Raw genomic sequence first — 12,479 nt, 5'->3', positions numbered from 1 at the left:
ATGGACTCCTCCTCGTTTGCAAACACGTCGCGTGTCAAGCCTCGGTGTCGATTGCTCACGTATATCCGGTCTCATACAACTGTGCCTCTGCGAGGCAACGGACCCTGATGGGCTATTCGCGCGCTGACTCCCAATCGTTCCTACGGGCTCAAGGCCTCGGTCAAGTCACGGGTTTGATCAGCGCCGGTTCGACCTGTTGGCCATCGTGCGGCTTGTTTTGCAATCGTGGATGAAGGTACTGCTGGTTACTAGAGTTTCAATGTGCAGCAAGTTCCGGCTGATAATCGGTTTCCCGTGTGATCATCGCCCAGGCGATTCTAGCCGTCTTGTTTGCTAGCGCTACGGCTGCAATGTTCGGATGCCGGCTGCCTGCTATGCGCATGACCCACAGACTTAGCGCATCAGTCCGTCGGTGGGCCATCTGGATCATTGCGCGTGCGCCGTGAATTAACAGGCAACGCACGACGATAAGGGCATGCCGTTTCTGTGCCCCAACGACCTCACTGCGGACCAGAAAGGCGGTGTGTATTTCACGGCGTCGGGATCCGGCACCACACCCGGCAAGGTGTATTACCGCGGCGCTGATCGACGTGTACGGGAAGTCGCTTCAAACATTCGCTATGCAAACGGCCTGGCTTTATCGACCGTCGGCAAACGTTTGTATCTCGCGGAGAGCGCCGCGAACAGGCTGTTGACTTACACAATCGATGCCGATGCGGGACTGCGGGATCCGAAAGAATTCGTCAGGTTGGCAGACGTTCATGGCAGCCCGCAGCAGCAAGACTTCACTCCGGACGGCCTGCGCACTGACCGCCACGGCAACGTGTTTGTAGCGTTGTACAGAGGCGGTGGAATCACCGTCCTGTCCCCACAGCGCAATCTCATTAGAAATATTGCCCTGCCGGGAGCACACCACAGCAACCTCGCGCTCTCGCCCGACGGAAGATCCGTCATCGTCACCGCGATCTTTGACACGGCAGCCGGAGATTCGCGCGGTGAACTTCTCAGGTTCACCCATTTAAATGTTGAATGATGGGAATTTTCGGTTCAGGAGAAGTGTTTTTCTCTAACTGGCGGTGACGCATCTCCAGTCTGAACCGGCCCGCGACCCCACTACCGATCACCGTAAAGGAACGCTTCATGTCGCCGCTCCATAGACTCATGCGACGTGCCGTATGCACGCTTGCAGCGTCAGTATTCACTGTTGCGTGCGCCGGTACGCAGGCAGCTGATGTCTCATACCATTACGCCACCATTGACGGTATCAAGATTTTCTACAGGGAAGCAGGGGAGAAGTCGAAGCCAACGCTGCTTTTGCTGCACGGTTTTCCCTCTTCGTCTCACGAATTCCGGGACTTGATTCCGCTGCTGTCCGACAATTTCCACGTGGTGGCGCCAGACTACCCGGGCATGGGATATAGCGATGCGCCACCGGCCGACAGGTTCACGCCGACGTTCGACAACGTGACGGCCGTGATCGAAAAATTTGTGGTGGGTCTCGGCGATCCGCATCTCGTCGTCTATATGACCGACTTCGGCGGTCCAGTGGGGATGCGCATGGCCGTACATCATCCGGACTGGATCTCCGGGCTCATTTTTCAGAATGCCATTGTTTCCGTTGCGGGCGTCGATCCCGCCCGGCGCAAGCGTGACGAAGCGATCACTGGCGAGATTACGCCGGAGAAACGCGCGTTGGCACAGAGCCATGTATCGCTCGCGACTGCGCTGTTGCTCTATCAGCATGGCGCGCGCAATCCCACGGCGCTCAATCCCGATGCCTGGACCAATGACGCGGTCGCCCTGGCGAACCCCGATAGCCGCCGGATCATGACCGACCTGCAGCTCAACATTCCGAGCAACGTTGCATCGTTTCCAGTGTGGCAGGCCTATCTGCGCACGCATCAGCCGCGGACACTCGTGGTGTGGGGCAAGAACGATCCGATCTTCCTGCCGGGGGGCGCCGAAGCCGTCAAACAGGAGGTGCCCGATGCATCGGTCCACTACTACGACACGGGTCACTTCGCACTGGAGGAAGACCATGTCGATATTGCCCGGCAAATCAAACAGTTCTTCGCTTCAACGCATGTTCGAGGTCAGATCGAATCGGTTAACGGCCGTGATTTCACGGTGTTGACTCGTGAGGGTGCGCATATGAGGCTCGCGCTTGGAGACCGGACGCGATTCGCCGCGGTCAAAACCTTCGACGCCGCAAACATCAAGCCCGGCACTTACGTTGGTGCTGCCGGAACGTCAACGGCCAGTGGCGTCCAGGCAATCGAGGTCATGATATTCAGGGAGGAGCGGCGCGGAACAGGAGAAGGTCACTACGACTGGGATCTGGCGCCGGGAGCCACCATGACGGGTGCCACGGTAGCGTCGGTCACCGAAAAACCCGACGCCCGCGACCTCAACGTGAGCTACGGCGACAAGACGCTCACCGTCTCGGTACCGAACTCAGCGCCGGTTGTCACCTTCGCCCCCCGCAGTTTTTGCCGATCTCAAACCGGGAGCCGCAGTGTTCGCAGTCGTGGTCCCCAGTGATCATGGACAAATGAACGCGACCAGCGTGGTTGTTGAGAAGAATGGCGTCAAACCGCCGATGTAACGCCCATTCCCCGAACGGCTTCCCAATCATGAACACAGGAGAAAACCATGACCTTTGACGGTTCCGCCATCAAGGCGCTGCTGGACAACGCAGTCGCGAAAGGCGCTGTTCACGGCATTGCGGCGGTGGTCGTTAACCGCAGCGGCCCGCTCTTCCATCACGCCGCCGGCGAGGCAGGCCAGCACACGATGTTCCGCAACGCCTCGATGACGAAGGCGGCGGCCACTACGGCGGCGCTCCAGTTCGTGGAGAAGGGGCTGCTGAGCCTCGATGCCACCGTCGAATCGATTCTGCCGGAGTTCAATCAGTTGCAGGTGCTGGACGGCTTCGACGGTGACACGCCACGCCTGCGCGCTCCTGCCAGCCAGGCCACCGTGCGCCAACTGATGACCCACTCGGCCGGTTTGGGCTACTTCTTCTACAACGAGAAGTTGATGCGCTACCACGAGCTGACGGGCGAACCTACCCCACTCACAGGACTGAAGCGCAGTTTCTCTATTCCACTCGTCAATGACCCCGGTACAGCCTGGGAGTACGGCAGCAACACCGACTGGCTAGGGCTCATTGTCGAGAAGCTGTCGGGACAGAGTTTTGGCAGCTACCTCAAGCAGCATGTGTACGAACCACTGGGAATGCACGACTCGACATTCGCGCCCAGCGCCGAGCAGCGCGACCGGCTGCTGCGCGTGATGCAGCGCGAGGCCGACGGCACGCTCACGCCTTCAAAGATCGATCTGCCACCGACCTCCGAATGGGACGCTGCCGGCCACGGGTCTTACGGCACCGTGCAAGACTACGGCCGCTTCCTGCAGGCATGGCTCAACGATGGTGCCGGCATCCTTCAACCGGCGACCGTGCAGATGGCGCTGCAGAACCACCTCGGACAGATCAAGCTCCCCGAAATGGCGAAGTCCACCATGCCCGGACTGTCGAACGACGTGCGAGCATCGCCGGTGCTGCAGGGCTGGGGACTGGGCTTCCACCTCACGCTCGCGGACTTACCTGGCATGCGCAGCAACGGTACGGGTGACTGGTGCGGTATCTTCAATTCCTACTACTGGATCGATCGCTCCAAGGGCATCGGCGCGGTGCTGATGACACAACTGCTGCCCGTCTTCGACATGCCTGTCATCGAGACACTCATAGGGTTCGAGATGGCGGTGTACCAGCAGGTGGGAACGGCCGTATCCGCGGCATGACGCCAGAGCGAGCGCCGTGCGATCGGGACCAACTGCCTGTGTGTTCAGGTTGGTGCGCTTGCGATCGGCCCTCCGCGACCACTCTCGTGCTGTCGCGCCGTTATGCTATTGCTAGTAGTCGAAGCGCGCAGCTATTGCGAAGCAATCGATGTCCTTGGCGTGCCCAATGGGCCGCCCATGACCTGCCTGTCACATGACCAGCAGGCCGTGGCCAACCAGTTCCTTGAGCGAAAAGACAGCAAATGAAAGATGCCGAAGAGAGAAAGAACGCGCCCCAGGTAGCATTTTGAAAAACGAAGGAATAAACGGAACACTGGAACGTTTTCTGAGTGACTCCCCCGCGCTCACTAGTATCACCTTGCCTATCTTTCTTCCTTCTATTCCACGTGTTCGCTGCGTGGCAGAAGCATCCGCGTATTGGAAGGCGCAGTGCTGCGAATCGCCAGAGCGCGCCGTACGAAATGAACGACTTCATAATGCTCTCTGACATGATTACTGAATTCGATGCCGTAGTTGTCGGCGGTGGCCCGGTCGGACTCTGGGTTGCCTGTGAACTGGCTCTCGCACAACTGAAAGTTGCAGTGCTGGAGCGACGTACTGAACGCGTCACTCAATCCCGTGCATTGACGATTCATGGTCGCACCCTTGAGGTGTTTGCTTTGCGCGGAATTGTCGATCGCTTTCTTTCGCTCGGTCGTCGGGTACCCAATTTCCATTTTGGAGCGCTTGGCACGCGGATAGATTTCTCGACGCTTGATACCCGTTACCCCTTTGCGCTATTCCTGCCTCAAGCGACCACCGAGGGGCTTCTCGAAGACTACGCCCTCGAACTCGGCGTGGACATCAGACGAGGCCATCTTGTCGGGACGGTAGAGTCGCATGTGGATAGGGTTGTCATCGGAGGGGAGACCGATGCGACACCGTTTCGCGTTTTCGCGCGATACGTTGTCGGGGCCGATGGCGCTCGTAGTATCGTGCGACGGGCAGCACAGATCGATTTTGTCGGCTATCCGGCTCGACAAACGATGATGCTGGCGGACGTTGTACTCGATGCGCCACCTGAGCACCCGGTGGCTACGATAGTGAATGAAGCCGGGGGGCTGGTTCTCGCGCCGCGCGGCTATGGAGATCATTACAGAATTGGTCTAGTTGATGCCTCGATGCCTCATGTTGATCCCGGCGAGCCCGTGTCGCTTGCTGAACTCGCGAGTTCAGCTGCGCGTATTGCTGGAACGGATTTTCGCCCGCGCGACCCAATTTGGCTCTCGCGTTTCACTGACGAAACGCGGATTGCCGAGCAGTATCGGAAAGGACGAATTCTGCTAGCCGGCGATGCCGCTCATATCCATGCGCCGATGGGCGGCCAGGGCATGAACGTCGGTATACAGGACGCCATGAACCTTGGCTGGAAACTGGCGAGTGTCCTGCGCGGGACGGCGCCCGAAAAACTGCTCGACACCTATGAACGTGAGCGTCTACCTGTCGGCAAGGCACTTCGTGACGACACGCTCGCACAACTCGCACTCTTCTCCAGATTCGATCCTCCCATGCTTGCGCTGCGGCGGCTGCTCGAGAATGTCCTTCTTGTGCCCGAGGTTAACCGTCAATTCGCGGAGCAGCTTTCTGGCTTTGGTGTCGCGTATCCCGAGCCGCTCTTCCAGGCGGACAACAGTTGGGAGCACCAAAAAGGAGTAAGCGGGCAGCGTCTTCGCGACATGGACCTCACACTGGAGAATGGTTCGCGAACTACGCTCTACCGCCTCCTTGAGGAGGGCCGATGGGTCCGGCTGCAACTCGCACCGAATCCGGAAAGCGTCCCGGATGCTAGCGGAATCAATTTCGTCAGCCTGGCGACCGGGACCAATGACCCTCTAATCGACAATTTCCCTTCCGTGCTCGTGCGTCCCGACGGTTATCTCGCCCACGTTCGCCGCGTGGACGGTGCGAGCAATGGCGAAAACGCTGGCAGGTAGGACATTCGGATGGGATCTGGCGACACGCCGGTACTTGTCGTGGTCGTAGCCTCGATCCACATACATGCGCCGGGAGCGGCTCGAGGGCCGACCTCCATTTCCCATCGGATCCTAAAGCACGTCACGCGACGCTAATGCGAGGTTGATCTCGTTCGCGGCGAATTGAAGGACGGGTAGATTTTCGGTAAGCATCTTCTCACGAGAATTCCGATGGACGTGCCCCGCAACATTCATGGCCGCTACGATCCGCCCAGATTTATCCATCAGCGGAACAGCGACAGCGGTCAGTCCTGCCTCCAACTCCTGCGACGTGAAAGCATAGCCGTCACGTTGAGCCTTGCGGACTGCCTTGATCAGGTCTTCGACCTTGGTCGACGTGTTCGCCGTATGTCCGACGATTTCGCTGCGCGCCAGTCTCTCTTCCAGTTCCCGCTCATCCAGGCCACCTAGCAGCACCCTGCCGTTTGCCGTTGCCCACGCCGGCAAACGTGTTCCTATCGAAAGATTGATCGACATTATCTTTTTCGTCGACGCGCGTCCAATGTACACGACGTCGGTATCGTCAAGGACGCAGACCGAGCAAGACTCGCCCGTCTTTTCCGCGACATCCACCACGTAGTGTTCAACGATTTCCGTCAGTGTCTGACCAGAGAGATACGCGTAGCCCAGTTGCATCACTTTCGGCGTCAGTCTGAAAGTGCGGCCATCCGCATGCACGTAGCCGAGGTGCACGAGGGTCGCAAGCAGGCGCCTGGCTGACGCTCGACTTATTCCAGCGGCCTCTGCGACTTCAGCGAGCGAGAGCATTCGGTGTTCGGCATCGAACGCCCGGATAACGGAAAGTCCGCGCGCAAATGCGTCGACATACAGCTCCGGATCAGGAGCCAGATCTATTTTGTCCATTCGAATCCATTGACCCAAAAGCAAACCCTGGATACGATCATCCATCAACACCGAACACACGTTCGGTTACCGAACGGATAGTACATGGAGTTTTCAGATTGGTCAACCGCCCCTATGTCGGCGTTCGCGCGTTGGCTTGCGACGTCTCATATCGTGCCCCCGATGCATTCGCGAGCGCAGTGAGTACGTTCCGGCAAAAGGCGTGTGTCCGGTGACCGTATAGGGAAAAAAGGAGAAGCAATGAGTGCATACAAGGAAGAAATTCACGCGGCATGCATGAAGACGTTGGACCGCTTCATGACTGCATTGAACGAATACGATGCTCAGAAGATGGACGCCACGATGCACTTTCCGCACCTGCGTCTAGCCGACGGCAAGTTCAAGGTCTATGAAGCGGCCGGCCAGAATCCAATGGACCTTTTCAGTCGGCTCAAGGAAGAGGACGACTGGAGATATAGCCGGTGGGATCGGCGGGAGCTAATCCAGTTCAATGAGCGAAAAGCTCACTACTCGCTGAACTACATCAGGTACAGAAGTGATGACTCTGTCATTGGCATCTACGAATCGCTCTACGTTCTGACCCTGCAGAACGGGAAGTGGGGAATCCAGGCGCGTTCGAGCTTCGGGCCATGATCGCTCCATGGGGCGCGTGGTCTATCTACAAGATTGGAGACTATATGTTGAATTCCCCAACGCTTCCACATGCAGTGCCGACGACGCAGGCAGTCTTCCGGCGCATTGGCTTGCGAACCGTGCCGTTACTGTTCGTCTGCTACGTTGTGAACATGCTCGACCGGCTGAACGTTGGCTTTGCAAAGCTTCAGTTTCTCGCAAATCTGCACTTGAATGAGGCCGTGTTTGGGGTGGCGGCTGGATTTCTCTACCTCGGATATATTCTGTTTGAAGTGCCGAGCAACTTGATGCTTCATCGCTACGGGGCACGCAAGACGCTGCTCAGGATTATGATCCTGTGGGGCGTCTTCACGATGGTTCAGGCCCTGGCGTCCGGAAAATACCAGTTCTACGTATTACGGTACCTGGTTGGTGCAGCAGAGGCAGGGTTCTTTCCGGGTGTTCTCCTGTACTTCACATATTGGTTCCCTGATCACATGCGAGGCCGGGTTACCAGTCTCTTCGTGATGGCGCTGCCAGTCTCTGGCATCATCGGCGGTCCGCTGGCAGCATGGATCATGACCGACTTTGATGGTGTGGCCGGCTTGCGAGGGTGGCAAAGTCTATTCTTGATAGAAGGGGTTCCTGCAATCCTGCTGGGTGTCGTGGCTTATCTAAGCCTCGCCGACAGGCCATCCGACACGCCATGGCTTTCGGCAACAGAAAAGCAGCTTGTCGCGGACCAGTTACAAGCCGACGCAGGGAACGTTTCTCGCCATGCTCCCAGCAAGCTTCGCGATGCCTTGAAGAACAAAGTCCTGTATCGGCTCGCGGTCTGCTACCTCACCTTCTATTGCGTCGAGAATGCCTTGCTTCTATGGATTCCGACTCTACTGAAGAGTGTGGGCGTGAAAAGCCTCATGAGCATTGGGTGGTTAAGTGGGACGATTGCTCTAGCGGCGGCAATCGGAATGTTGACAGTGAGCTTCAGTTCGGACCGCCTACGAGAGCGGCGGTGGCATGTGCTTGGATGTGGGATCGTGGCGGGTCTGTCAATGGTACTGCTGCCCGTGGGGGTGCACAGTATTGTGGCGACGGTTGTGCTGCTAGCAACTTCCAGTGCGGCAGTGTTTGGATTCCTCGTTCTGTTCTGGACCATACCGGGTGTGCTATTCAAGGATGCCGCCGCTGCGGGCGGCCTGGCGTTTGTCAGTTCGGTCGGTGCGCTCGGTGGAGTGTTCAGCCCGATATTCATCGGCTGGATCAAGGAGGCGACCGGAAGTTTCTACTACGCGCCTGGAACCATAGGTTGCGTGTTTCTTGTGAGCCTGCTCCTGCTCAATACCTGTTTCCCGCGTCGAGAGAAGATTGGTTTGATGAAATTGGAGGCTCTGTAATGAATGGCGCCGAAAGTATTGTGAGGACACTTTTGCAATCAGGGATAGATACGTGCTTTGCGAATCCGGGTACCAGCGAGATGCATTTCGTTGCTGCTCTTGACCGGATTCCTGGCATGCGCTGCGTGCTTGGTTTGCAGGAAAACGTCGTTACCGGTATGGCGGATGGCTACTATCGCATTGCAGAGAAACCAGCGTGTACCCTGCTGCATTGTGGTCCGGGGCTCGCTAACGGTCTGGCCAATCTCCATAATGCCCGTCGCGCACGGAGCGGCATTGTCAACATCGTGGGTGATCAGGCGACGTACCACCGACCATACGATGCACCCTTGACCGCGGACACCGACAGCCTGGCTCGCACAGTGTCCGCCTGGGTTCGCACGAGCACGCGTTCCGTCGACGTTGGCCGCGATGCGGCTGCTGGCGTGCAAGCCGCCCGTGTGACACCCGGACAGATCGCGACGCTGATCCTGCCGTCTGACATTTCCTGGGGTGCAGGCGGCATAGTCGCAGAGCCGCTACCGGTTCCCGCTCCGCCGCCGATCGACCCGTTCGCGGTTGAGAACGCCGCACGCGTACTGCGTGATGGCAAGAACGTCCTCATCCTGCTGGCTGGCCGCGGAGCATTGGCCAAGTCTCAGAAGCTCGCATGGCGTATTGCCCGCGCGACCGGCGCGACTATCCTGCTCGACTACGTGAACGGACGCGTGGCTCGGGGTCAGGGTAACTTGCAACTTGAACGTGTGCCCTTTAACACGGATCTCGCGATAAAGATGCTGAGTCAGTTCGACCACATAATTCTGGTCAACTCCAAGCCGCCGGTTGGCTTTTTCGCCTATCCCGACAAGCCTTCGACGCAATATCCGTCGCATGCGCAGTTGCATTTTCTATCGCGATTCGATCAGAACGCCGATGCCGCGTTGGAGGCGCTTGTTGACGTCCTGGGTGCGCCGGAGGCTGCTATTCCGGATCCTGGGCCACGCCCGGGTGTAGCGAGCGGTGCACCGACGCCCGAAGGTCTCGCGCAAACTCTGGCGGCCTTGCTGCCGGAAAACGCGATTGTTTCTGACGAAAGTATCTCGTACGGCCGTGGCTTTTACAGACATACGCATGCCGCTGCCGCGCACGACTGGCTACAGCTGACGGGCGGCGCGATCGGCGATGGTCTACCGGTCGCTACCGGCGCCGCGATGGGTGCACGTGGCGAACGGCGTGTGATCAGCTTACAGGCTGACGGCTCGGCGATGTATTCCCTGCAATCGCTGTGGACACAGGCACGCGAACGTCTACCCATTACGACAATTCTTCTCAACAACAGCAAATACAACATCCTCATTGGTGAGTACACAAACGTCGGCGCCACTCCCGGGGAAACGGCAATGAGTATGCTCGACCTCCGCAACCCCGATCTCAGTTGGGTGAAGATCGCTAACGGTCTTGGCGTTGAGGCGGCACGCGCAACGACGATGGAACAGTGCGCCGATCTGATGTCGCAAAGCTTCAGGAAGAGCGGCCCGTTCGTCATCGAATTGATGATCTAGCATTTGAAGGGTCGAAGAACGACTTGCCGCATCCGAGCAAGGGCCGTCGCGGCCTCACGAAGAAACAGAGTTTTCACGCGATCTGCAATTACATTTTAGGAGGTGCTGACATGGGCAACGACAAAGCAGCAAATTTCGTGATTGAAAGAAGCGAGAAGCCGGTTTCATCTGACGAACGTGTGGCTCTCCTGGAGAACCCGGCCTTCGGTCGGATTTTCACAGATCACATGGCGACAATCCGCTATACAGAAGGGCGTGGCTGGCATGAAGCAAAAATACAGCCGCGGACAGCGTTCGAACTTGCTCCCCAGACGCGTGTGCTTCACTACGCCCAGGAGATCTTCGAGGGAATGAAGGCTTATCGCCTTCCTGACGGCGGCGCTACGCTGTTTCGCCCCGAAGCAAACGCGCGGCGGTTGCAGAATTCCGCTCGGCGCCTCGCGATGCCGTCTTTGCCGGAACAGCTTTTTCTGGAGTCCGTGCGTGAGCTTGTTCGAGCAGATCGAGACTGGATCCCGACGGCGGAAGGCAGTGCGCTTTATCTGCGTCCCTTCATGATCGCGACCGAGGGCGCATTGGGCATGAATCCGTCTTCAGAGTATCTCTACTGCGTTCTTGCCTCGCCAGTTGGCTCCTACTTCAAAGGCGGATCCTCAGCAGTTACGTTGTGGATCTCCGAGAACTACACACGCGCAGCCCCGGGTGGCACCGGTGACGCGAAGTGTGGGGGCAACTATGCCGCAAGCCTTGCGGCTCAAGCCGAGGCGATTAGAGAAGGATGCGACCAGGTCGTATTCCTTGATGCGGTCGAGCGTCGGTGGGTCGAGGAACTCGGCGTCATGAACGTCTTCTTCGTATTTGACGATGACTCTATTCAGACTCCGCCGCTGACTGGCACAATTTTGCCCGGCATCACCCGGGACTCGCTCATCGTGCTCGCCCGCGACCTGGGCTTGACCGTGCGTGAAGAGCCCTATGCGATTGATCAGTGGCAAGCCGATGCGCAATCCGGGAAGTTGCGGGAAGCATTCGCGTGTGGGACAGCAGCGGTCGTGACGTCGATCGGCAAAGTCAAGGGCCGTCAGCGCGCTTTCGAGATCGGTAATGCTGAAACCGGGCCAGTAACTGAACGGTTGAAGACCGCTCTGCTGGAAGTGCAGCAGGGACGCGTGGAAGATCGGAACTCGTGGCTTGACCGAGTTTTCTGAGCCAAGCCTGCAACCAGATAACTCGCACTTCGCAAAGACCAGATAGGCTCTGGTGCAAATAGGCACATTTCGTGGTTTTTCGCGCAAGGCAGACACGACTGTTGGGTCGGATCTGGTGCAAAATAGTCGGTCTGAACGATGTTATATCTATATATAGGATATCTTATTGAATCGAGAGTACTGCATTCCAGGTAGTGGATACAGCCGTATCTTTGAGTCGCAAGCTGGCAAGCCCAAATTGTCCCTTGCGAATGCGATGCATCAACTCGATGCCGGCAATCGTGGGCGCGGCGCTCCTGAACCGTTTGAAGCCGAGCATCACGTTCGTTCTGGACTTGATGTTGCGATGGTCCTGCTCGATCAGATTGTTCAGGTACTTCGAGGACCGAACCTTCGTGTCTTCCGGCAGCAGACCATCGGCTTTCATCTCACGTACCGCCCGGTGTGAGGCGGCATACCCGTCGAGCGTGATCGTCTCCGGTGGCTGGCCCTGATGCCGGATGGCCTTGCTAAAAAAGGCTTTTGCCGCAGCCACGTCGCGCTTTGCCCTGAGCGTGAAGTCCACCGTCTGGCCGGCCCGATCCACCGCCCGGTACAGATAAACCCATTTGCCGTGAATCCTCAGATAGGTCTCGTCAACGCGCCATGACCGCCCTGCCGGTAGGGCAAAGCGATTCCAGCGCTTCACGAACTCCGGTGTAAATCGCTTCACCCAACGCATGATCGTCGTGTGCGCCAGCGACAAACCCCTTTCGGCCATCATCTCGACGAGATCGCGCAGGCTGAGCTTGTAGCGCAGATACCAGCGCACACAAAGAATGATCACGTCACGGTCAAACGTAGACCACAATAAAGTTGTCACCAATTCCGAATTAAAAGCGTCAATCCGCGTAAGTGCCGCTCAAAGATCGTTCAAAATCATGTATTTACGTGTAGCGCATTAAAGGTGTCAACTGCTGCAAGTGGCGACGGTATCAACCGACGGCCAATGCGCGGTGCTGCCGGCTACTAGCCACCGCGATCCACATTGGAAAACAGCCA

General features: G+C 57.8%; 10 protein-coding genes and 1 pseudogene. 8 read left to right on the top strand and 3 right to left on the bottom strand.

From position 1 onward, the window contains the following. Nucleotides 1-256 precede the first annotated feature (256 nt). A pseudogene (locus P0D80_RS51890) lies at nt 257-466 on the bottom strand (IS110 family transposase); the annotation flags it as partial. Between the two features lie 9 nt (nt 467-475). Here P0D80_RS51890 and P0D80_RS27445 point away from each other — a divergent pair. From P0D80_RS27445 to P0D80_RS27430, 4 genes are all read left to right on the top strand, one after another. Then, a complete protein-coding gene (locus tag P0D80_RS27445; RefSeq protein WP_408288033.1) occupies nt 476-1,033 on the top strand; it encodes an SMP-30/gluconolactonase/LRE family protein in 558 nt (185 codons plus the stop codon). 107 nt (nt 1,034-1,140) lie between these two features. Further along, nucleotides 1,141-2,541 carry an alpha/beta fold hydrolase gene (locus P0D80_RS27440; RefSeq protein ID WP_408183167.1) on the top strand — a complete coding sequence of 467 codons (1,401 nt, stop codon included), beginning with the start codon at nt 1,141-1,143 and terminating at the stop codon, nt 2,539-2,541. Between the two features lie 111 nt (nt 2,542-2,652). Beyond that, nucleotides 2,653-3,804 carry a serine hydrolase domain-containing protein gene (locus tag P0D80_RS27435; RefSeq protein WP_408288029.1) on the top strand — a complete coding sequence of 384 codons (1,152 nt, stop codon included), beginning with the start codon at nt 2,653-2,655 and terminating at the stop codon, nt 3,802-3,804. Between the two features lie 461 nt (nt 3,805-4,265). After that, nucleotides 4,266-5,777, top strand: coding sequence for an FAD-dependent monooxygenase (locus P0D80_RS27430; RefSeq protein ID WP_408288026.1), 1,512 nt, complete (start codon nt 4,266-4,268; stop codon nt 5,775-5,777). A 111-nt stretch (nt 5,778-5,888) separates the two neighbouring features. Here the strand turns inward: P0D80_RS27430 and P0D80_RS27425 are convergent, their stop codons facing one another. Then, nucleotides 5,889-6,725 carry an IclR family transcriptional regulator domain-containing protein gene (locus P0D80_RS27425; RefSeq protein ID WP_408183171.1) on the bottom strand — a complete coding sequence of 279 codons (837 nt, stop codon included), beginning with the start codon at nt 6,723-6,725 and terminating at the stop codon, nt 5,889-5,891. Nucleotides 6,726-6,920: 195 nt separating this feature from the next. Here P0D80_RS27425 and P0D80_RS27420 point away from each other — a divergent pair, with 195 nt between their 5' ends. The 4 genes from P0D80_RS27420 to P0D80_RS27405 all read left to right on the top strand — a co-directional run bounded on the left by P0D80_RS27420 (nt 6,921) and on the right by P0D80_RS27405 (nt 11,438). Then, nucleotides 6,921-7,313: a hypothetical protein gene (locus tag P0D80_RS27420; protein ID WP_408183172.1), complete on the top strand. Its 393-nt coding sequence runs from the start codon at nt 6,921-6,923 to the stop codon at nt 7,311-7,313. Nucleotides 7,314-7,357: 44 nt separating this feature from the next. Then, entirely contained in the window at nt 7,358-8,689 is a 1,332-nt protein-coding gene (locus P0D80_RS27415; protein ID WP_408288021.1) for an MFS transporter, read from the top strand. Further along, complete coding sequence (locus P0D80_RS27410; protein WP_408288018.1) at nt 8,689-10,230, top strand: acetolactate synthase large subunit; 1,542 nt, start codon at nt 8,689-8,691, stop codon at nt 10,228-10,230. The genes P0D80_RS27415 and P0D80_RS27410 overlap by 1 nt, the downstream gene beginning before the upstream one ends. Nucleotides 10,231-10,340: 110 nt before the next feature. Continuing rightward, complete coding sequence (locus tag P0D80_RS27405) at nt 10,341-11,438, top strand: branched-chain amino acid aminotransferase (protein WP_408183177.1); 1,098 nt, start codon at nt 10,341-10,343, stop codon at nt 11,436-11,438. A 163-nt stretch (nt 11,439-11,601) separates the two neighbouring features. Here P0D80_RS27405 and P0D80_RS27400 read toward each other — a convergent pair whose 3' ends face one another. Further along, entirely contained in the window at nt 11,602-12,303 is a 702-nt protein-coding gene (locus P0D80_RS27400; RefSeq protein WP_408288014.1) for an IS6 family transposase, read from the bottom strand. Nucleotides 12,304-12,479 lie beyond the last annotated feature (176 nt).

Source organism: Paraburkholderia sp. RL17-373-BIF-A, from assembly GCF_046030175.1.
GTDB lineage: Bacteria > Pseudomonadota > Gammaproteobacteria > Burkholderiales > Burkholderiaceae > Paraburkholderia.
The sequence above is the reverse complement of the archived record's forward strand: the minus strand, read 5'-3'. Positions and strand labels throughout refer to the sequence as shown.